Source organism: Streptomyces sp. NPDC048290 (assembly GCF_040652095.1).
Classification (GTDB): domain Bacteria; phylum Actinomycetota; class Actinomycetes; order Streptomycetales; family Streptomycetaceae; genus Streptomyces.
In genome coordinates, this window is the sequence record NZ_JBEZLM010000023.1 from 53,149 (window position 1) to 74,857 (window position 21,709).

Below are 21,709 nucleotides of genomic sequence, written 5' to 3' on the forward strand. Positions count from 1 at the left end.
CGGGAGCGGACCGCGGACCGGGCCTGTGAAGCCCCCCGTACCCCCGTGGTGGCCCGCTACCGGGAGCGGACCGCGGACCGGGCCTGTGAAGCCCCCCGTACCCCCGTGGTGACCCGCTGCCGGGAGCGGACCGCGGACCGGGCCTGTGAAGCCCCCCGTACCCCCGTGGTGACCCGCTGCCGCGCGTGGACCGCGGACCCGGCCTGTGAAGCCCCCCGTACCGAAGTGGTGACGTCAGTGACCGGAGCGGTGAGTCCATGAAGACCGACCTCGTGCCCGTGCCGGGCCGCACGGACGCCGCCGACCCGGTCCGGCCCCGCCGCAGTGCCCGGCGGGTCGCCTTCCGGCTGTCCGTGCCGCCCGTCTCCGGGGTGCTGCGGCCCCGGACCGCCGTGGTGTGCCTGGCGCTCGCCGCGCTGACCTTCCTCGCGTTCTGCGTGGTCGTGTCCGTCGGGGACATCGCGCTGCCGCTCGGTGACGTCGTGACGGCGCTGTTCGGCGGCGGCGACCCCGGCACCGCGCTGATCGTCCATGAACTGCGGCTGCCGCGCGCCCTCGCCGGGCTGCTGGTGGGGATCGCCTTCGGGGTGTCCGGCGCGCTGCTCCAGACCATGACCCTCAACCCGCTGGCCAGCCCCGACCTGATGGGCATCACCCAGGGCGCCGGAACGGCCGTGGTGGCCGGGATCGTCCTCGGCTGGGACGCCGGTCTCGGCACCCAGGGCCTCGGCCTGCTGGGCGCGCTCGGCGCCGCCGCGCTGGTCTACGTCCTCGCGTGGAAGCGCGGCACCACCGGCTACCGGATCGTCCTCGTCGGCGTCGGCATCGCCTGGATCTGCACCAGTTGCACCGACTATCTGATGGCCACCGGACAGCGCTTCCAGGCGCAGGCCGCGCTCGGCTGGCTGGTCGGCAACCTCAACGGCCGCACCTGGGAGCAGATCACCCCCCTCGTCGCCGCGCTGGCCGTGCTGCTCCCGGCCGCCCTGCTGCTCGGCCACCGGCTGCGCACCCTGCAACTCGGCGACGACGTGGCCCGCGGCCTCGGCACCCGGGTGCAGACCGTCCGGGTCGCCGTGCTGCTGGTCTCCGTCGGCCTGGTCGCCTTCGGCACCGCGACCGCCGGTCCGGTCGCGTTCGTCGCGCTCGCCGCGCCGCAGGTCGCCCAGCGGCTGACCGGCACCGCCGTACCGCCGCCCGTCGCGGCCGGGCTGACCGGCGCGCTGATGGTGCTGGTGTCCGATCTGATCGCCCGCAAGCTCGTCCCGGACACGGAACTGCCGGTCGGGGTCGTCACGGGCGTGCTCGGCGCCCCCGTACTGCTGTGGCTGCTCGTCCGCGCCAACCGCGCGGGTTCAGGAGGCTGAAGACGTGTCATCGACCACCAAGGGCCCGACCGGCGGCCACGAACTGCGCGACTCCGCCCGCCCGGCGGACATCCGGCCGCCCGGTCCCGAACTGCGCGCCGAGGCGCTGCGCCTGGCCTACGACGACCGGATCGTCGTGGACGGCCTCGACCTCGTCATCCCCACCGGGAAGGTCACCGCGATCGTCGGCGCCAACGCCTGCGGCAAGTCCACCCTGTTGCGCGCCCTGGCCCGGCTGCTGACGCCCAGGTCAGGGGAGGTGCACCTCGACGGGCGGTCCGTGCGGTCGATCCCCACCCGGGAACTCGCCCAGCGGCTCGGCATCCTGCCGCAGACCCCGGTCGCGCCGGAGGGGCTGACCGTCATCGACCTGGTGGGGCGCGGCCGTTCACCGCACCAGACGTGGTGGCGGCAGTGGTCCAGCGGCGACGAGGAGGCCGTGCACGAGGCGCTGCGCGCCACCGGCCTCACCGACCTCGCCCACCGCGCCGTGGACGAACTCTCCGGCGGCCAGCGCCAGCGCGCCTGGATCGCCATGGCGGTCGCCCAGGGCACGCCCGTGATGCTGCTGGACGAGCCGACGACGTATCTCGATCTCGCCCATCAGATCGATGTCCTCGACCTGATCATCGATCTGAACCGGCAGCAGGGCCGCACGGTCGTCATGGTGCTGCACGACCTCAACCAGGCGTGCCGTTACGCGGATCACCTGGTGGCCATGAAGGAGGGCCGGATCGCCGGTCAGGGCGACCCCGCCGACGTGGTCACCGCGGCCATGGTGGAGGAGGTCTTCGGGCTGCGCTGTGTGGTCGGCGAGGACCCGGTGAGCCGGACCCCGATGGTGATCCCGATGGGCCGGCACCACGAAGGTGCGAACTCCTCCGCCCCGGAAGGCATTGCTAGGTAAGGCTAACCTTATCTAGCATGAGCCTGTTTGTGATCCGTGCCCGCACGCCGTGGGCACGGTGACCCCTCAACGGGAGGCGAAGACGCTGTGGCGCTGCTGCGGACTGGTCCGGATTCCATCTACGACGTGCTGGGCATCGGCTTCGGTCCGTCCAACCTCGCCCTCGCGATAGCGCTCCAGGAGCCCGCCGAGGCCCCCGACCACGCACTGCTGCGGGTGGGATTCCTGGAGAAGCAGCCGGGGTTCGGCTGGCACCGGGGCATGTTGATCGACGACGCCACCATGCAGGTGTCCTTCCTCAAGGACCTGGTCACGATGCGCGACCCGACCAGCGACTTCAGCTTCCTGTGCTACCTGCGGGACCGGGGCAGGCTGGTCGACTTCCTCAACCTGAAGACCCTCTTCCCGCTGCGCATCGAGTTCCATGACTACTTCGAGTGGGCCGCCGCCCGGCTCACCTCCCTCGTCCAGTACTCCGCCGAGGTGACCTCGGTACGGCCCGTCACCGAGGACGGCGAGGTCCGCTGGTTCGACGTCACCAGCCACGACCCGCGCGACCCCGGCGCCGGACCCACCGTCCGCCGCACCCGCGCCCTGTCCGTCGCCACCGGCCTCGAACCCCATCTGCCGCCCGACGCCGAGCGCTCCGCCCGCGTCTGGCACACCAGCGAACTCCTCACCCGGGTCGCCGAACTCCAGGACTCCGGCCGCCCGGTGCGCCGCGCGGTGGTGCTCGGCGCCGGACAGAGCGCCGCCGAGGCCGTCGACTACCTCCACCGCAGCTTCCCCGACGCCGAGATCTGCTCCGTCTTCGCCAAGTACGGCTACACCCCCGCCGACGACAGCCCGTTCGCCAACCGGATCTTCGACCCGGAGGCCGTCGACCTGTTCTACGAGGCGTCCCGCGAGGTCAAGCAGTCCCTGCACGACTACCACCGCTCCACCAACTACTCCGTCGTGGACATGGAGTTGATCGAGGCGCTGTCCCGCACCATGTACCAGGAGCAGGTCCAGGGCCGCCGCAGGCTGCGCATGATGAACGTCTCCCGGCTGCGCGAGGTGTCCGCGAGTGAGACCGACGTCAAGGTCACCGTGGAGTTCCTGCCCACCGGCGAACGCGAGGTGCTGGACGCCGATCTGCTCGTCTACGCCACCGGCTACCAGCCGCAGGGCATCGCCGACCGCCTCGGCGAGATCGGCAAGCTGTGCCTGCGCGACGACGAGGACGCCCTGCGGGTCGGCCGCGACCACCGGGTGGAGACCGTGCCCGGCGTCACCGCCGCCCTGTACCTCCAGGGCGGCACCGAGCACACCCACGGGCTGACCTCGACCCTGCTGTCCACCACCGCCGTACGGGCCGGGGAGATCCGCGCCTCGCTGCTCGCCCACCGCACCGCCGCCACCGCGGACGCCGCCCGCTGACGGCCGAAGGCCCCGCACACCGACGCCGGGGGAAGCGTGGAGTGCGGGGCCGGGGTCCGGTCGGGTCGGGGGCGGGGCGGCTCGTCGACCGACCGGAGTCAGGGGACCGTCCGGCGGCGGATCAGGCGACCTGGTGGCGCGCCTCGCCGTAACCGTCCAGCCGGGCCAGGGTCTCGGCGGCGGCGACCAGCGTCGCCGCCAGCGCCGCCGGACCGAGCGGATGCGCCCAGGGGCGCCGCCCGGGGGCGTTCAGCCACGCGTACCGGTCGCCCGGCAGCGGCATCGGGCCCGGTACGACCACCACCGACCCGGGGCCCAGCGTCCGGTGCGGGGGCGTCGGCCCCGGCTCCAGAGCCAGCAGCCGGGCGAAGTCCCGCACCCCCAGCGAGCGCAGCAGGAAGCCCACCCGGCACGCGGCCCGGTCCAGCACGGCCGGCCCCAGCGGCAGTCCGCGCCGCCCCAGCAGGTCGAACGTCTCGATCCCGAGCCGCTGATCGACCGTCACCACGTCGAAGCAGCGCCCGGTCGCCAGCGGATAGGGCAGCCGCGGGTCGTTGGCCCAGGTCGCCCGGCACTCCGCCGGATCGTCGGCGGCTTCCGAGAGCCACTCGACGTCCCTCCACGTCATCCTCTGCACGTCACTCACCTCGGTCGGCTGATCCCGGCCGCGGCACCGCCCGGTGGCCCGGTGCGGACGGTACGGCCAGTCCCCGTGACTGGCTGCGCGGTTTGCTGTGACCCCCGAGCCTAGCCAGCGCGCGTCGACGCGGCTTCGACCAAATGGCCTAGGTCCCTGCCGGAGGCTGATCCGCAACATCCCCTGGATCAGGGGCACTTGGCCGCTCCGGGTCCCGTTCGAACGCGGCGAGCGCGCCCGCCGTCATCGCGGTGACCGCGGACGGCAGGGCGAGCGGCAGATGCGGGGCGAACGCGGGGGAGTGATTGCCCGGCAGCGCGGCGAGCCGCTCCGCCGGACCGCCCGCCGCAGCCGTCGCCGCCCACTGCCGGGGCCCGACCACCCCGGTCATCCAGTACGCCAGCGCCACCCCCGCCCGGCCATGGATCTCCCGCCCCGCGTCCCCGTACAGCCCGAAGTCCTCGGTGGCCAGCGACGGCGGCCACGGCACGACCCGCTCCGCACCCAGCGCCGTACGGTGGGCGGCGCCGACCGCCGCCGTCAGCGCGGGGTCGGGCAGCGTGACCGGCGACCCGGACACCCGGCGGATCTCCGGCGGACGCGGACAGCCGGACGCCGCCGACTCGCCCCGCACGATCCGCTCCACCGCCACCACCGCCCGCTCCAGCGCGGCCGGGACCAGCGCCCGCACGGTCACCCCGAGGTGCGCCCGGTCCGGTACGACACCGCTGTGCGTCCCCGCCCGCAAGGTGCCCACGGTCACGGTGAGCCGCTCCCCGGGCGCGCTCTCCCGGGCCACGATCCCCTGGAGCCGCAGCACCACCGCCGCCGCGGCCGGCACCGGATCGACCGTCAGCTGCGGTGCCCCCGCGTGCCCGCCCCGCCCGTACAGCGTGACGTCAAGACCGACCCCGCCAGCGAGCACCGGCTCACCCGCGCCGTGCGCCACCATCCCCGCCAGGAGCGGCGCGCTGTGCTGCGCCAGCACGGCGTCCGGCACGCCGAACCGGGAGTACAGCCCGTCCTCCAGCAGGGCCCGCGCCCCGGTCAGGGTCTCCTCGGCGGGCTGCCCGACCACCACCAGCGTGCCCCGCCAGCGCGTCCGCCCCCGGGCCAGCAGGGACGCGGCGCCGAGCACCGCCGCGAGATGCAGATCGTGCCCGCAGGCATGCATGTACGGCCCGTCGGCGGCGTACGGCAGCCCGGTGTCCTCCCGGACCGGCAGCGCGTCCAGCTCGGCCCGCAGGAACACCCGGGGTCCCGTCCCGTTGGCCAGCACCCCGACCACACCGTGCCCGCCGACCCCGCGGGTCACCGTGAACCCCTCGGCCGTCAGCGCGTCGGCGAACCGGGCCGCGGTGCGCACCTCCTCGCCGGACGGCTCCGGATCGCGGTGCACCTCCATGGCGAACACCGTGAGCGGGCGGCGCAGCGCGTCGAGCGGGGCGAGGAGGGCGGCGAGGGCCGCCGCGTGGGCCTGGTCCGGTTCCATCCCGGTATGATCCGCCGTCCGCCGCGCCCCCCGCACGCATCCCGCTGACCGATCGCCGTCACCGCGCCCGCACCCCGCTGGCACGCCCCGCCAGCGCACGGCCGCCGGATGCGTCAGCGGACCCGGATTCCATGGGAGGGCCGCAACACCCCGGGAACCGCCCGGACGGTGTGCCGACCCCTTGGGAGTCACCATGGCCGACAAGTCGACCCTCGCCGCCCTCGCCGACGAGATCCTGGAGCTGGAGTCGGAGACCTTCGAGATCTCGGACTACTCGGACGCCAGCGAGGTCGTGCTCGCCGGTTCCACGAGCTGCTCCTCCACCTCGACGTGCTCCTCCACCACCAGCACCACCTCGTGCAGCGCCTGATCCAGGGCTGAGCACGGCCGACGGCCGGGCACCGCGCGCCGCTCCCCACGAAGGAGCGGCCCGCCGGTGCCCGGCCGTCACGCGTCGACCCCACGGGGCCGTCCCCGCCGGGGAGCGGGCGCGGCACCGTGCTCCGGTGAGGGGAGCGGGCGCGGGACCCGCCTCCGGTCAGGGAACGGGCGCGGCACCGGGCTCCGGTGAGGGGAACGGGTGCGGGACCCGGCTCGGGTCAGGGAGCGGGCGCGGCACCCGGCTCCCGTCGGGGGAGCAGGTGCGGCACCCGCCTCCGGTCAGGGAACGGATGCGGCACCCGGCTCCCCTCAGGCGAACAGGCGCGGTGCCCGCCTCCGCTCAGGGGAACGGGTGCGGGACCCGCCGGATCTCGTCCTCCCCCAGGTCCGTCGTCCGCAGTCCCGCCCGCCGGGCCGCCGTCCGCAGCCGGGGCATCAGCAGGGCCCGCTGGCGCGCCCAGCCGAAGTCGATCGGCAGCAGCCCCGGCGCGAGCACACACACCGTGCGCAGCCCGATCCGCTCCTGCTCCGGTGTCGTCTGGTCGACCACGATCACGTCCAGCCCGGCGCCCACCAGTTCGTCCCGGCAGCGTGCCACGTCGTCCGCGAGATCCCCGGTCCGGGGCCGCCCGCCGGCCTCCCAGTCGGCGTACAGTCCGGCCATCGGCCGTACGGCCACCGGCTCCCGGTACGGGCGTACGTACGGCTCCATCTCCGGCAGCCCGTAGAGCTGGGCGTGGTCCTTGAGGTGCAGGACGCGGCCGAAGTCGGCGGCCATCGCGGTCAGTTCGCCGTGCCGCTCCCGCACCTGGCCGGGCAGATGCGGAATATAGGTGAGGACCTCCGACAGGGCGCCCTCCAGGGCCGCCGCCGGGTCGAGGGAGGCGCCCGCGCCGAACGCGTAGCGGCCGGGCCCGGCGTCGCGGCGCACCGCGAGACCGGTCACCACCGGCACCGCGAGATCGATCCGGTTGTCGAAGGCGCGCACGTCGTAGCCCTGGAGCCCGGCCCGGTCCACCATCGCCCGCACGGTCGGGTCGGGCACCGACGTGAGATCGATCTCGGTGAGCCGGGTCCCGCCGTACCAGGCCAGCAGGAACGCGTCCCGTTCGATCAGCTCCAGCAGTCCGCCGAGGACCGCCTCCTCCAGACAGCCGCCGATCGCGCACCCGTTGGAGCACTCGAAGACGAAGCTGTCGGCCGCCAGGCCCGCGCTGTAGTGCACCAGCCGGGCCGGTACCAGCAGCGGGCGGGCGTCGCGCAGCGACCAGCCCCACACCCAGGGGATCGGCCGGTCCGGGTCGAACGGCTCGACCAGGGGATCGTCCCGGTAGGTCGCGGGCGCGTAGAACCCGCAGTCGGCCGGGTCGAGCGCCGCGTCCCCGAGGGCGCGGTACGAGGCCGTCAGCAGCCGCGTGCCGCGCCGCCGATGCGTTCCGGCGTACCGTTCCAGGCCCTCCAGGAAGGCCAGGTTCCGGCTGGCGGCGAAGCCGTTGGCCTGGCCGCTCCAGGTGACATCGGTCAGTCCGGCGTACCCGCGCATGAACACACTGCCCGCGACCGGCGCCGTCGTCGGCGAGGTGACGTTCAGCCAGGTCCCGGCGCCCAGCAGCCCGGTGACCGGGTTGGCGAGCGCGTCCGGGGCGAGGGGATGGGCCGCGGCGGGCCGCAGCCGGTAGCCGTCCGGGTCCGGCTTCGGACGGCTGACCGGGGAGAGGTCCACGGGCCCGTCGGGGCCGCCCCCGCCGCAGTGCGGGCACAGCGGATCGGCGTACAGCGGGTACGTCCGGACCGCCAGCGTCGCCGGATCCAGCGCCGACACCTGGGCCAGCGCCCGGTCCGCGGCCGTCGACCCGGGCGGCACGGGACCGGCGCGCACCGCCTCGTACAGCGCCCGCACCGCGTCCGTCACGAACCCGGGCAGTTCGGGCCAGCCGGGGGCGAACGTCCAGGGGGCGCCGGTCTCCAGGGCGTCCCGCTCGGTGCGGGAGCGCAGCCGCTGCCAGCGCAGCGCCAGACAGGTGCCGCAGGCCCGCGCGTCCGGGGCGCCGCCCCAGGGGCCGACCAGCACCTGCCGGGCCGTCAGATGCACCAGCGCGCCCGGCCGTACCCCGGCGTGCGGGTCGTCCTGGACGGTCCGCGCGCCGAGGGTCACCACCTCGGGTCCGGCACCGGACCGCGCGAGCGCCGCCCGCAGTCGGACCCGGGCCGCCTCCAGGGGCAGGCCCTCCCGGGTCGCCGGGCCGTCGAGCACGGTCGTCGTCATACCCGGTTGCTCCAGCGGAAGGTCCTCAGCCCGACCGCCGCGCACACCACCGTGAACGCGACCAGCACCCCGCAGCCCAGCGCGATGTCACCGAGGCTCCCCTCACCGGTCAGGGACGCGGACACGGCGTCGTTGAAGTAGCGCAGCGGCAGCACCCGCGACACCGTCTGGAGCCAGGACGGCATCAGGTCCAGCGGGAAGAACGACCCGGACAGGAACGCCATCGGCACCATCAGGAAGTTGGCGATCGCCGCCACCGCCTCCGGCGTGTCCGCGTACGAGCCGATGATCACGCCGATCGACAGGAACGCGGTGATGCCGAAGACCAGCACCGGCAGCGCCAGCGGCCAGCGGGCGTCCAGTTCGAGACCGAACCCGGGCAGCATCGCCACCGCGACGAACAGCACCGCCTGCACCGCGCCGACCGCCAGCGCCAGCACATAGCGCGACGCCAGCACCGTCGGCAGACTCGTCGGCGTCATCCGGATCAGCCGCAGCAGATCGTCCCGCCGCCACTGCATCAGCGTGAACGCGATCCCGAACACGGCCGCGTTGCCCACGCCCCACGACATCACCCCGGGCGCGATGTAGGTGATGTAGGGGCGGCCGGTCTCCTCGACGTCCTGGCCGCTGAAGATCAGCCCGAACACCACCAGGAACACCAGCGGGAAGGCGAAGGTGAAGAAGAGGGTCGCGGTGTCGCGGACCTGGGCCCGGTAACCGGCCGACGTCAGTGCGCCGTACGCGCTCATGCCTGGTGCTCCGAGTTCTGTGCGTGGCCGTCCCGGCCGGTCGTGGTGAGCTGGAGGTAGACGTCCTCCAGCGTCGCGGTACGGGTCTGCACCCCGTCCAGGCCGCCGCGCGCGTCCAGCGCCGACAGCACCTTCCCGGACACCCGGGTCTCCAGCACCAGGCTGCCGCCGCGCACCTCGGCGCGGTCCACGCCCGGGATCGCCGCCGCCTCGACTGGTGTCATCCGCTCCGGCGGCAGCAGCAGCGAGGTCGGCGCCCCGGCCGCGGCGACCAGACCGCGCGGGGAGTCCAGCGCCGCGATCCGGCCCGCGACCAGGATCGCCACCCGGTCGCACAGCGCCTCCGCCTCGTCCAGATGGTGGGTGGTGTAGACGATGGTCCGGCCCGCCGCCTTCAGACCGCGCAGCACCTCCCACAGATCACGCCGGGCCTGCGGGTCGAGCGCCGCCGTCGGCTCGTCAAGGAAGATCAGCTCCGGCTCGTGCACCAGCGCCGACGCGATGGCGAGCCGCTGGCGCTGACCGCCCGACAGGTTCTCCACCCGGGTACCGCCCTGCTCGGTCAGCCCGACCGCGGCGAGCGTGCGCTCCACCGCCGCCCGGTCCGCCCGGAACAGCGCGGCGACCGTCGCCAGATGCTCGAACGCGGTCTGCCGGACGAAGAACGCCGAACTCTGCGTCTGCGCCCCGAGCCTCGGCAGCAGCCGCACATCGCGCGGCCAGGGCGCGGTGCCCAGCACCGACACCGTCCCGGCGTCCGCCTGCCGCAGCCCCTCCATGATCTCCACCAGCGTGGTCTTCCCGGCGCCGTTGGGCCCCAGCAGACCGAAGAACTCGCCGCGGGCGATGGTCAGCGACACCGCGTCCAGCGCCAGCCGGTCGCCATAGCGTTTGGTGAGCCCTTCGGCCCGGATCGCGGTGGGCGCCGCCGGGTCGTGGCCGGAATCCGGCGGCACGGTCTCGGTCTTGGTCATCGATGACTCCTCGGAACAGGCCCGTTCAAGGGACGAGCGATACGAACACGGCCGTCACGAGGACGCCCGCGAGCAGACAGACCAGAACGGACGAACCGATCCCGTATGCCGTGTACACGATCTGCGCGCGGCGCGGATAGGCCGCCGCGGAGCGCCGGTCGCGCAGCCGCAGCCGGAGGTAGAGGCCGCTCTCCGGCGCCAGCCGGGTCACTCCCAGCGCATGGCCGAGCATGGTGTAGCCGTCCAGCGGCGGCAGGGGCACCAGGTTGACCAGTGCCTGAACACTGCCCAGCAGCAGCAGACCGGACAGCACCCGGCGGGTGGGGTCACCCGGGTCCAGCGCCGCCCACCACAGCGCGAACGGCAGCAGGAACAGCAGATTCGCGAACGCCCCCGCCGAGCCGACCGCCACCTGGGCCCGGGGACCGGCGAGAAACCGGTAGTCGTCCACCCGGCAGTACATGATCGCCACCGGCAGCCGCCAGCGCAGTCCGATCTCGCCCACCGTGCCCCCGACGTGCCGGGCGGCCACCCCGTGCGCCAGCTCATGCCCCACCGTGCTCACCCACAGCAGCGTGAACACCCCCACCAGCGCCACCGGTTGCCGCAGCAGCCAGCCGGTGTCCCGCAGCAGCGTGCCGACGTCGGTGGCGAGAACCACCTCCATGACCAGACAGAGCGCGAGCAGCGCCCCCGCGACCGGGACCCGCAGCAGCGGACGCAGCAGCCGGTGCAGCCGGTCCGTGGTGGCCGCCGCGTCCGCGACCAGCCGCACACTGCCCCGGTACAGCCCGCCGGTGACCGTACGGCCCGGCCCGGCGGGCACCGGCTCACGCGGCGGCGCCCCCGCCAGCAGCCGCCGCGCCCCCAGCAGCCCCAGCAACTGCCCCCAGTTGGCCTCCCCGAGCCGCCGCCCGAACCGGTCCGCGTACGCCTCGCCGATCTCCGCGAGACTGCGCCGCCCGTCCAGCCGGGAGATCAGGAAGTACTCCTTCGGGCCCACCTCGAACGACGAACCGTCCTCCGGGTCCCGGATCAGATGCACGGTCGCCGCACCGCTCAGCAGCGGCCCGCTGAGCAGCACCCCGGGGCGCAGCCGGGGCCGGTGCGCCAGCACACCGGACGCCGCCTCCCGGCTCGCTTCCCGGCTCGCCTCGCGGCTCGTCTCCCGGCTCGCTTCCCGGCTCGTCTCCCGGCTCGCTTCCCGGCTCGTCTCGCGGCTCGTCTCCCGGCTCGCTTCCCGGCTCGTCTCGCTGCTCGCTTCCCGGCTCGCTTCCCGGCTCGTCTCCCGGCTCATGAGACGGCCCCGGCGCCGGTCCCCGCCCGCAGCACCCGCCCCAGCACATGCGACAGATACGCCTCGTCCCGGATCGTCACATGCAGCCGGTTGTTGGTCATATGCATGTACGGCGACAGCAGCAGCGGCAGCGCCACCGCCGGGTCGGCGACCCGCTCGTCCCGGGTGCCGTCCCAGGACCGGAACACCAGCTCGCCCGCCTCCGCCAGCGCCACCGCCCGCCCCCGCAGCTCCCGGCAGTGCGCCGCCCAGCCGCGCAGGAACCCCGGCAGCCGCTCCGGCCGGTCCTCGGCGACCGCCTGCCGGATCTCGGCGAAGCGGCGGCCCAGCCGGGGCGCCAGCTCCGCGTAGCTGCGGTCGTATTCCGCCGAGCCGATGAAGCCGGTGCCGGGGAACGCCTGGTGCCAGAACGTGTAATACCGCTCCAGATAGTCGGCCAGCTCCTCCTCCCCGGGCAGGAAGCAGGCCGCCATCACCATCATCAGCTGCGCCGACGTCCCCAGCAGCACCGTGCGCAGATGCAGGTTCATCGTGCCCAGCGCCTCCACGACCAGTTCGCTGGAGTGCGCGAAGTGCCACTCGGCCAGCTCCACCCCGGCCGGGCCGCCGTACTTGCCGAACTCCGGCTCGTACGGCTCGTAGGAGCGGGAGTTGTTCGGGCGCAGCCGCATCCGGCCGTCCTCGCCCAGGAAGTCGCCCCGGTCGCCCTTGGGGAACTCGATCTCGAAGAGGGTGTTGTAGAACTCGTTGAGGAACCCGGAGTCGACCTCGTACAGCGCCGGGCGGGACCGCAGGAAGGCGTCCACGGCCTCCTCCGCGCGCCGCCGCACCTCCCCCGTCGCCGCCTCGCTCGACGGCCGCAGCCGCAGCCGGACGTGCGGGCCCTCCAGCCAGTAGTTGATGAAGAAGTGCCCGGCCAGCAGCCCGTCGTCCGTGAGACCCCGGACCAGCGGGCCGACGCACCGCACCAGCAGGGGCTGCGGATTGGCGGCGTAGAAGATGTGCAGGGCCTGCCAGGCGCCGGGGGCGGGCGGCGTCGGCCGGGGCGTCGGCCGGGTCGTCGGCTCGGACATGCGGGGCGCTCCTCGGAGGGGCTGGGGGAGGTGCTCGGCGGCAGCGGGGCGGTCAGGCATGGCCGCGCTCCTCGGACGGGCCGTGCTCCTCGGACGGGCTGGGGGACGGGGACGGGTTCGGGGGCGGGCTCAGGGGCGGGTTCAGGGATGTGAAGGTCTCGACGGACAGTTCGGCCACATGGCTGCCGCGCGCGGAGACGACGTGCAGTCCGTCCTCGGCGGGCAGCATCTCGCGCCACTCGACCCGGTCCTCCGGCGACTTCACCAGCGCCTCGAACGCGGCCAGCGACAGCGGACTGTCGAAGTCCACGTACTGCGGCTTGGCGCCCGCGCCGCCGCGCGGACCGCTCGACACGGTCGCGAACACCCTGGCGGGCAGCCCGTGCGTCCGCCGCCATCGCCGCCAGGCGAGGAACGCGTCCTCGTCCGGCGTGCCGGGCGCGGTGGCCGGGAGCGCGCCGGCGGTGGTGGACCAGGAGCGCCGGGACAGCACCAGATTCCCGTGCCGCACCCGGGGACGCCGGGTGACACCGGCCTGTGCCGGGCCGTACGGCACGCCCGCCCACACATCCAGCGGCGCCATCGACGTCGGCGACAGCAGCAGCAGGGTGCGGGGCGTCTCGGGCAGCGCCAGCGGCACCAGATAGCCCAGATACACCGGGACCACCTCCCGGCCCAGCCGGGCGGAGCGCAGCACCAGCCGGTCCGTGTCCTCGTCGTGCTCCAGACACAGGTCGTCCAGCGCGATCCGGCACTCCGGCGGCACACTGCTCGACTCGCCGGGGCACACGATCTGGTACTCGGTCAGCCGCCCGTGCAGATTCAGGTTGCTGGTCACCGGACCGCCGGTCAGCTCGGCCAGCACCGCGCCCGGCGGCGCCAGCCGGGCCGCGTCCTCGCGCAGCGCGTCGGACAGCCCGGGGCCGTCCGGCGCACCCGACGGGTCGTCCCAGACGTGCGTGAAACGGCTGAAGGGGAAGGACAGCCCGCCATAGGAGCGGTTGAGGACGAGCAGCGGCTCACCGCCCTCGCGGGTCACCTGGAGATGGTGGCTCTGCGGGGTGAACGGGGCCCGCAGACCGTCCAGTTCGGCCGCCGTCCCCGCCAGGTCGGCCGCGTCCAGCACGAGATCGCCGTCCCCGGCCCCGTCGTGCTCCGCCCAGCGGGCCCGCATCCGCGCGAGGAACGTCTCGCGCGCCCGGTCCAGCGCCTTGATCCCGGGCAGCCCCAGCCAGTTCTCCTCCGGCACATACGCGCCCCGCTCGTCGTACGGGACCCGCTTGGCGCTGAACGACAGGTACTGGTCGAAGAAGTCCTCATGGAAGTCGTGCACCAGCCCCAGCAGATCGTCGCACCGCCCGCCCTGGCCGTACCGGGCGAGGAAGAACCCCTTGAACGTCAGCCGCTGTGCCAGCGTCAGATCGAACGCGGGCAGCACCCGCTCCACCGCGCGCAGCGCACCCCCGTCCGCCCCGGTCCAGGCGCCCAGCCCGCACACCAGGTCGTCCCCGGCGGCGGTGTCCTCGTACAGCAGGGTCTGCGGCAGCGACGGCCGGGGCGCGCCGAGCCCGCGCTGCGCCTCCTCCAGCGCGCCCCGCAGCCGCTCCAGCAACCGGGCGCGTGACACCGTGCCCGCCGCCGGATACGCGTCGATCAGCTCCGCCACCGTGTCCAGACCGGCCGCCAGGGCGTCCGCCCACGGCCGCTCCAGCGCCCGCACCGCCTCCTGGAAGGCGCGCACCGGATCGGCGGCGTGCACATCGGTGTCCAGACACGGCACCCGCACCATGCCGAGCTGGAGCAGCGCCGCCACGTACGACCCGGCGAGCGCGGTGTCCGCCTCGTACTCGGCGCACAGCCAGTCCACCAGCTCCCCGTACCGCAGGTCCCGGCCGTCCGCGCCGAACAGGGCGATCAGGCGGTCCAGGATGCCGCTGCGGCGCAGGAAGAACAGCCGGTCCTTGACCGCGTCGAAGGTGACCGCCGCGTCGTCGTCGCCGGTGGTGACCCAGCGCCGCACGTACCGCACCCGCCGCTCGTCGCCGCCCCAGCCCGGCGCCAGCCGCACCGGCAGATCGGCGCGCCGCACCGGGTCGGCGAGGATCAGCTCTGCCAGGCGGGCCAGCACCACCACGTTCAGCCGGATGTGTCCGCGCCACTCGGCGCGCACGCGCATCGCGGGGTCGTCGCCGTCAGTGCCGTCCTCGGTGCCCTCAGTGAATGTGCCCAGCGCGACCCCGGTGAAGGTGCTGAAGGGGCTGGTCTTGCATGCCGTCCGGTACAGGTACGACAGCACCGAGCGCTCCACCTTCCGCAGCCGCCGGTCCGGCCGTTCGTCCGGGCCGAGCCGGGTGTAGGGCGCCAGCCGTCCGTGCAGGGTCGGGGAGGCCAGCAGCAGCCCGTGCCGCAGCCGGTCCTCGGTGAGCAGCTCCCGCAGCGCGTGCCGGCTCCGGGCGAGTTCGCCGTCCAGCAGCTCCGCGCCTTGCGCGCGCAGCTCCTCCAGCGCCCGCCGGTCCGCCAGCCACCGCCCGGTCCGCGCGGCCACCGCCGGGTCCAGCGCCCGGAGCAGCGCCAGCGCGTCCGGCGCGGTCCTGGGCAGCCGGTTGTTGAACACGTCCCGGCGCAGCGCCAGCAGGGCGCGACGGCGTCCGTCGGCCGGGAAGCGGCGGTCCGCCTCGGGGACGAGGGTGTGCAGGACGTCGCTGAGGTCCCGGCCTTCGGCGAGGAGGGCCTGTTCGGTGGCGAGTACGTCGTCCGCCCAGTCGGCGGTGGCGGGACAGCGTAGGGCTCGTACGCTCTCGATGGGGAGACCGGCGACGCGTAGGAGGAAGCGGCGGCCTGGCTGCCAGTGGGTCTCCGGGGTGGGGGTCTGGTTCCCCGGGGCGTTGGCGGACGGTGAGGGTGTGGAAGTCATCGTGGCCCCCCGTCAGACCAGCTCGGAGCGGAAGTCCGCGGGTCCTGGCCGTTCCCGGCCGAGCAGCATGATCAGCAGAGGTGCCTCGCCGCTGTCCGCCAGCCCCAGTTCCTCGATGTACGCGATGCTGTCGAAGCCGAGCGCGACCCCCGCGCCCAGCCCGAGCGCCGCCGCGGCCGTGTAGAAGCTCTGGGCGACCGCCCCGACCACCGCGTTGACCAGCCGATACCCCCGGTCGCCCACCGCGTCCAGGACCGCGGCGGTCCGCACGGTCGGCACGATCACGGCACCGGTCTGCTCCAGGTTGTAGTTGGACAGGAAGTAGTTCCGCTGGAGGAACGCGCCCGGCGCGCCCGCCACCACCGGACGCAGGGTGTGGCCGCCGGGATCGTAGGCGTAGGCGCCGGGCTCGACGCCCTCGACATGGTTGACGAAGACGTACAGCCGGGACCGCGCCGGGCTGTCCGGGGTCTCGGCGTCGCTGTCCAGCCGGGTCGCCGCGCAGGCCGCGAGCGTGGCGGCCAGCTCCGCCGCCGTCACCGGGACGCTCGCGTCGAACCGGCCGAAGCTGCTGCGGCGGGCGCGCAGGGCGGTCTCCACGGTGACGTCTGGGAAGGCGGCGGGCGGGAGGGCGAGCGGCGGGGCTTCGCCGGTTGTGGGCGCGGTGGAGGTGGTGGGGTCGGGGGCTCCGGGCGGGGCGGTGGCGGCGAGGGTTCCGGGCGGGGTGGAGGTGGTGGCGGCGAGGGTTTCGGGCGGGGCTGGGGCGGTGGAGGCGCGGGCTCCCGGCGGGGCGGGCGCGGTTGGGGCGAGGACTCCGGGCGGGGCGGAGGCGAGGACTCCGGGCGGGGCGGGCGCGGTGGGGGCGAGGGCGCCGGGCGCGGCGGAGTCGCGGGCTCCGGGCGGGGCGGAGTCGCGGGCTCCGGGCGGGGCGGGCGCGGTGGGGGCGAGGGCGCCGGGCGCGGGGCGGTCCGTGGCGTGGCCCACGGTCGCGCGGTGGATCCGGCGCAGGGTCTCGAACTCCAGCACGGTCCGGGAACGCTCCTGGTCGCGGCGGCGGACGGCCGCGTGGAGCGCCGGGGTGGGCAGGCCGCCGTCGGAAGGGACCACCGGTACCGGGTCCCCGGTGGGCTCCCACCGCAGCGGCACCACCGCGAACAGGCCCTCCTCGTCGCCGTCCAGCCCCAGCAGCGCGGCGAGCCGGTCCTCGTCGAACCACAGGGCGGGCGTCGGCCGCAGCCCCCGGGAGCGCCCCCACACCCGCCAGGTCTGGAGCAGCGCCCCCACATCCATGCTCACGGCGTGGAAGGAGAAGCTGTTGTACTTGAACGCGTTCTGCCAGTACTTGACGCCGAGTACGAGGTACTGGTCGGTCCCCTGGGGCCCCGCTCCCAGCGCCGCCGCCACCTCGCCGCTGACGTCCCCGGTCAGTAGCCGCTGGAAGGCGTGGCGCGGCGGGCTGTAGTGGTGCACCCCGGGGGTGAGCGGACCGGACGAGCCGGACACCCAGTACACGCTGACCGGGTAGAGGCCGCCGCCCGAGGCGGTGCCCCGGGACCAGTTGGCCTGGGGGTAGTGCGGCAGCGCCGCGAGATCGGTGTTGGCCTGCACGCCGAGGCGGCGGCCGGTCAGCCCGTAGGAGTCCAGCAGCATCCCGGACAGCAGCGGCAGCGAGAACGGCCCGTCGCCGTCCGCCCCGCCGAGCAGACCCGCCGTGACTGTGGCCCCGGGGCTGTCGGGCGCCTCGGGCAGCGGGAAGGACGCGGAACCCGGGTAGTACTTGGCCTTGCGCGGCCGGTCGGCCCAGTCGGGCACGAAGTCGGCCGGTTCCATCGGAATCCGGCCCCGGTGCAGGATGGCCGTCGCGTAGTCATGGGCGTGGCCCACGGAACTCTCCTCAGCTCAGAGGTCGTCGGGGAACGGGGCGGGCCCGGTCCGTCAAGGGAAGGGGTGCGGTGCCGGGTTCAGGTCGGCCGGGGTCAGGTCACGCTCGCGCAGACCCGCCTCGCGCAGCGCGGTACGCAGCCGGGGCATCCCGAGCGCCCGCTGCCGCGACCAGCCGAAGTCGATCGGCAGCAGCCCCGGCACCAGCACCCCGACCGTGTGCAGCCCGAGCCGCCGCTGCTCGGGCAGCGTCTGGTCCACGACCACCACGTCGAAACCGGCGCCGGTCACCGCGGCCACACACCGCTCCAGGTCGTCCCGCAGATCCGCCGAGACGGCCGCGCCGGACGCGTCCGGCCACTCCAGGTCGGCCACGGCGCACGGCGGCGGCCCGTCCGGCGTCCGGAGCAGGAAGTCGGCGTGTCCGCCCATCTCCGGGACCCCGTACACCAACGGATGGTCGTGCAGCGCGGTCACCCGGTCGAAGTCGGCGGCCATGGCCCGCAGCCGGGGCTGCTCCCGCTCGGTGCGCCCGGTCAGGTTCACCGCGTCGGTGGCGATCTCGCACAGCGCCGCGTCCAGCGCCGACTCCGGGTCCAGCCCGGCACCCGCGCCGAAGCACATCCGGCCAGGACCGCCGTCCAGCCGCTCGGCGACGCCCGTGACCACCGGGATCGGGAAGGTCAGCCGGGTGTCGAAGAAACGGGCCCGGTAGCCGTACATCGCGAGCCGGTCGACCATGTGCCGGGTGGCGGGGCGGGCGCTGGTCGCCGGGTCGATCTCGGGGAGCGGCTGACGGCCGTACCAGGCGAGCAGGAACGCGTCCCGCTCCACCACCTCCATCAGCCCGAAGTACACGGCCTCCTCCGGACAGCCGCCGGAGGCACAGCCGTTGCTGCTCTCCTGCACGAACCGGTTCTCCAGACCGGGCGCGTGATAGTAGGTCAGGATCTCCGGCACCAGCCGGGGTTCCCGGTCGCGCAGCGACCAGCCCCACACCCAGGGGATCTCCCGGTCCGGCGCGAACGGCACCACCCGCGGGTTCGCCCGATGGAACGCCGCCGAGTACAGCCCCACCTCCCGGGGGTCCACCGCCGTCGCCCCGAACCGCTCCAGCGTCCCGGTCACCGTCGTCCGCTTGCCGCGCGCCCGCATCCCCGCGTACCGCTCCAGCCCCTCCAGTACGCCGATCCGCGCGCTGACCCCGAACGAGTCCGCGTGTCCGCCCCAGAACGTCTCGCGCAGATAGTCCCCGGAGCGCATCGAGAAACAGCCGATGGTCGCCGAGGTCGACGTGGACGACACGTCCTGCACCAGCGACGGGCCGAGCGCCCCGCACACCGGGTTCGCGAACGCCGCCACATCGATCGCGTACGCCTCCACCGGCCGCAGCCGGAACGCCCCGGGCCGGTGCTTGGGCGCCGCTCCGAGGGCCAGCACCGCCCCCTCGGGCGTGTCGGCGACCGGTCGCGCGCAGCCCGGACAGTCCGGGTCGGGCACCAGCGGGTAGCCGCGCACCGTCAGCGACTCCAGATCCAGCACCCGCACCTCGGGGAACGGCCCCCGCACGGCACTGGTATGGACCTGTGCCACCACGGTGGCGAGCGCCTGCGCCGCGAACGGGACCGCGTACGGCCAGCTCCCCGACTCCCGGGTCGGGCCGCCCGTTTCGAGCGCGTCCCGCAACGCCACCGACCGCACGCCCTGCCAGCGGCGGCGGAGGCAGAGGGGACAGGGGGAGGGGGAGGGGGTTACGGGGCCTACGATCGCGTGTCGCGCGTAGACATGTACCGGGACCGGTACATGTACCGGACCTTCGTCGTCCGTCGGCTCCGTCCGCTCCGGCCGCCCGTCCGGGAACGCCTCCTGCGGGAACGCGCCTTCCATGGACGCGTCTTCCGTGGACGCGCCTTCCATGGTCGCGTCCTCCCTGAACGCGTCCGTGAAGCCCAGCGCCCGCACGGCCACCTCGACATGGCCCTGCCCCTGCCGCTCCAGCGCCTCCCGCAGCAGCGCGGTCAGCGGACCGACCGCGCTCGGCGCCCGTACCCCGGTGCCGCTCGCGTCAGCCGTCACGCCGGGCCTCCGCCGTCAGCAGCACCCGGACGACCTGGACCCCGGCCGCCGCCAGATCCGCCGACCCGGCCGGTACGACCACGGCGTCCCGCCCCCGCTCGCCGAGCCGCCGCAGCACCTCGGCCCAGGACGCGGCCGGACCCGGCACGCCGGTCGCGATCCCGGTCACCGTGAGCACCCGCGGATCGAGGTCCCCGAGCAGCGGATCGCCGAACGACAGGTCCCCGGACCGTGGTTCGCCGTACGGCACCCCGTCCGTCCGGCCCCACGCCGTGTCGTCGTCGCCGGGTCCCTCGCCCGTGAGTCCCTGGGCCGCCGCCTGCACCTGCCCCAGCAGCTCGCGCAGCGCCCCGGCGACCGCCGCCCGGTACGACAGTTCGGCGCCGACCGCCCAGCGGGCCCCGCTCCGGGCCAGCACCACCGACACCCCGGACCGCTCGCGCTCCCCGAAGTCCAGCAGTTCGGCCTCCACCTCCAGGTTGGCGGCGGACTGCACCAGGAAGGTGAGTTCGGGGTCGTCGGCGGGCACGGCGACCCCGGGTACCCCGCCGGTCCGCAGGGCCCGGGTCAGGGCGTCGTACGCCAGCGCCGACAGCAGTCCCTGTCCGGTGGCGTCCGCCGCGCTCGGGCCCGCCCGCAGTCCGGCGCTCGTCGCCTCGAACAGCCGGTCCCCGTTGCCCGCGCCGAACGGCCGTACGGCCGCGCCCGGCACCAGGAACCGTTCCTTCGTCAGCAGCGACACGGCCGCCACCCAGCCGGTCACCTCCGCCCGAGGACCGCCGAGCCCGCTGGCGGTGCCGAGCACGGCGGGCGCCAGCCGGACGGCCGGGCCGGACGCGGCGGCCGGGACCGGGGGCACCACATGTTCGGCGTACACCTCGGCCGCCCGGTGCAGCGCCCGCAGCCGGGCGCCCGCCACATGATGGACGTCGGCCGCCGCGACCCGCCGGGTCCGGCCGTCGCCGAGTCCCAGCTCGACCACGCTGAGCTTGAGCGGGGTCTGGGTGATGTCCTCGTCGTCGTAGCGCCGGAAGACCCCCGCGTGCGGGCGCAGCAGCACCGAACGCCGGTTCAGCTCCGCCACCAGGGCGTCGGCGTCCCGCGCGGTGTCGACGGTGGGCGGCGCGAGCGCCTCCGTGCCGGTGGCGCCCGCGAGGTCGACCTCGGGCAGGGCGTCGCCGAGCCCCCCGGCGTCCTCGGCGGACTCCGCGCAGAACGGGCAGCGCGGATGCGGCAGCAGCGGCTCGGCGGTGACGTCCAGCGACTCCATGTCCTGGACGATCAGCTGCCCGGCGGTCTCCGGGGGCAGCGCGCCGGTCGCCGTCTTGAACACCTCGTAGCCGAGCAGGTTGCCCAGCATCGCGGCCAGGGGACCCGTGGGCCGGTCGCCGTCGGCGGGCAGGTCCAGGGCGAGGGAGCGCCACAGCCCGGCGGCGTCGGCCGCCCGGTCCCCGGCGCCGAGCCGCAGCGCCGCGCAGGCCCAGCAGCCGGTGGACCGCTCCGACATGGCCGGTCCGACGACCGCCCGCCGCCCGTACGACCAGGACGGCAGCACCGTGCGGCCCGCCGGGAGACCGGCCTTCAGCATCGGCAGGATCGCCCGGGGCGCGTCGGGTCCGGTGACCACCACCATGGCGTACCCGTCGAGTCCGGCGGTCAGTTCGTGCACGTCCACCGGGCAGCCGTCGGCCGCCGCAGCGGCGGCCTCCGCGTCGACCGCCGAGCGGTCGAGACCGGGCAGCACCCCGACGAACGCGGCCCCGTTGCGGATCAGGCTCCGTACGCACCACTCGGCCACCGGGTCGGTACCGGCCACCGCCACCCGGGTCTCCCGGAACCGCTGGAACCGTCGGGCGGGGTCGTCGGCGTAGTGGTCGACATAGGCGATCTGCGCGGCGAAGCGGCGGGCCGTCGCGGCGGACGGCAGCGAGTCCGCCGCCGGGTCCGGGCCGGTCACGGGTCTGGACGGCACGTCCCGGGCGAAGCCGCGCTCGTACAGCGTGCCGACCAGCTCACCGACCATCGCGCGCTGCCGGTCGCCGAAGCCCGCGCAGATCTCGGCGACCGTGTGCGCGCCGTCGAGGTGCGGCACCAGCAGGGTGGCGAACCGGTACGCGGAACGGGCCGTCAGCCGGAAGCCGCCGTCGGCGTTGTGGAAGAGCACACCGTCGGGGGTCTCGGTGAACAGCACGTCCCGGCGGATACGCGGACGGGTCGCGGCGACGGCTTCGTACCGTGCGGAAAGCATACGGAGGACACCTCTCGTCGGA

At 74.8% G+C, this 21,709-nt stretch carries 15 protein-coding genes; 4 read left to right on the forward strand and 11 right to left on the reverse strand.

Annotated elements, in window-relative coordinates; all coding sequences use genetic code 11:
- Window positions 1-257: 257 nt before the first annotated feature.
- From AB0D49_RS31665 to AB0D49_RS31675, 3 genes are all read left to right on the forward strand, one after another.
- On the forward strand, window positions 258-1,367 hold the full coding sequence (locus AB0D49_RS31665) for an iron ABC transporter permease (RefSeq protein WP_362764088.1): 1,110 nt from the start codon (window positions 258-260) through the stop codon (window positions 1,365-1,367).
- Between the two features lie 70 nt (window positions 1,368-1,437).
- Window positions 1,438-2,274 carry an ABC transporter ATP-binding protein gene (locus AB0D49_RS31670; RefSeq protein WP_362764307.1) on the forward strand — a complete coding sequence of 279 codons (837 nt, stop codon included), beginning with the start codon at window positions 1,438-1,440 and terminating at the stop codon, window positions 2,272-2,274.
- An 87-nt stretch (window positions 2,275-2,361) separates the two neighbouring features.
- Window positions 2,362-3,696, forward strand: coding sequence for a lysine N(6)-hydroxylase/L-ornithine N(5)-oxygenase family protein (locus AB0D49_RS31675; protein WP_362764091.1), 1,335 nt, complete (start codon window positions 2,362-2,364; stop codon window positions 3,694-3,696).
- 121 nt (window positions 3,697-3,817) lie between these two features.
- Here the strand turns inward: AB0D49_RS31675 and AB0D49_RS31680 are convergent, their stop codons facing one another.
- Both AB0D49_RS31680 and AB0D49_RS31685 read right to left on the reverse strand, forming a co-directional pair.
- A complete protein-coding gene (locus AB0D49_RS31680; protein ID WP_362764310.1) occupies window positions 3,818-4,513 on the reverse strand; it encodes a bifunctional DNA primase/polymerase in 696 nt (231 codons plus the stop codon).
- Entirely contained in the window at window positions 4,482-5,825 is a 1,344-nt protein-coding gene (locus AB0D49_RS31685) for an amidohydrolase (protein WP_362764094.1), read from the reverse strand. The genes AB0D49_RS31680 and AB0D49_RS31685 overlap by 32 nt, the downstream gene beginning before the upstream one ends.
- Window positions 5,826-6,018: 193 nt before the next feature.
- On the opposite strand from AB0D49_RS31685, the gene AB0D49_RS31690 reads away from it, so the two are divergent.
- Window positions 6,019-6,195 (forward strand): thiazolylpeptide-type bacteriocin, encoded by a 177-nt coding sequence (locus AB0D49_RS31690; protein WP_053760578.1) that lies wholly within the window; start codon window positions 6,019-6,021, stop codon window positions 6,193-6,195.
- A 351-nt stretch (window positions 6,196-6,546) separates the two neighbouring features.
- Here the strand turns inward: AB0D49_RS31690 and AB0D49_RS31695 are convergent, their stop codons facing one another.
- Genes AB0D49_RS31695 through AB0D49_RS31735 form a run of 9 tightly spaced genes read right to left on the reverse strand, consistent with a single transcriptional unit; the run spans window position 6,547 to window position 21,687 of the window.
- Complete coding sequence (locus tag AB0D49_RS31695) at window positions 6,547-8,472, reverse strand: TOMM precursor leader peptide-binding protein (RefSeq protein WP_362764097.1); 1,926 nt, start codon at window positions 8,470-8,472, stop codon at window positions 6,547-6,549.
- Window positions 8,469-9,224: an ABC transporter permease gene (locus AB0D49_RS31700; RefSeq protein ID WP_362764101.1), complete on the reverse strand. Its 756-nt coding sequence runs from the start codon at window positions 9,222-9,224 to the stop codon at window positions 8,469-8,471. The genes AB0D49_RS31695 and AB0D49_RS31700 overlap by 4 nt, the downstream gene beginning before the upstream one ends.
- A complete protein-coding gene (locus AB0D49_RS31705; RefSeq protein WP_362764104.1) occupies window positions 9,221-10,198 on the reverse strand; it encodes an ABC transporter ATP-binding protein in 978 nt (325 codons plus the stop codon). The genes AB0D49_RS31700 and AB0D49_RS31705 overlap by 4 nt, the downstream gene beginning before the upstream one ends.
- Before the next feature lie 25 nt (window positions 10,199-10,223).
- Entirely contained in the window at window positions 10,224-11,495 is a 1,272-nt protein-coding gene (locus AB0D49_RS31710; protein WP_362764106.1) for a peptidase M50, read from the reverse strand.
- The gene (locus AB0D49_RS31715) at window positions 11,492-12,568 is read right to left on the reverse strand and encodes a lantibiotic dehydratase C-terminal domain-containing protein (RefSeq protein ID WP_362764109.1); all 1,077 of its coding nucleotides are present in this window, start codon (window positions 12,566-12,568) and stop codon (window positions 11,492-11,494) included. The genes AB0D49_RS31710 and AB0D49_RS31715 overlap by 4 nt, the downstream gene beginning before the upstream one ends.
- A 52-nt stretch (window positions 12,569-12,620) precedes the next feature.
- Window positions 12,621-15,482 (reverse strand): lantibiotic dehydratase, encoded by a 2,862-nt coding sequence (locus AB0D49_RS31720; protein WP_362764112.1) that lies wholly within the window; start codon window positions 15,480-15,482, stop codon window positions 12,621-12,623.
- 12 nt (window positions 15,483-15,494) lie between these two features.
- Complete coding sequence (locus tag AB0D49_RS31725; RefSeq protein ID WP_362764115.1) at window positions 15,495-17,366, reverse strand: nitroreductase family protein; 1,872 nt, start codon at window positions 17,364-17,366, stop codon at window positions 15,495-15,497.
- Window positions 17,367-17,417: 51 nt separating this feature from the next.
- Window positions 17,418-19,439 carry a TOMM precursor leader peptide-binding protein gene (locus AB0D49_RS31730; RefSeq protein ID WP_362764118.1) on the reverse strand — a complete coding sequence of 674 codons (2,022 nt, stop codon included), beginning with the start codon at window positions 19,437-19,439 and terminating at the stop codon, window positions 17,418-17,420.
- Window positions 19,429-21,687, reverse strand: a complete 2,259-nt coding sequence (locus AB0D49_RS31735) for a TOMM precursor leader peptide-binding protein (protein WP_362764121.1) — start codon at window positions 21,685-21,687, stop codon at window positions 19,429-19,431. The genes AB0D49_RS31730 and AB0D49_RS31735 overlap by 11 nt, the downstream gene beginning before the upstream one ends.
- Window positions 21,688-21,709: the final 22 nt, after the last annotated feature.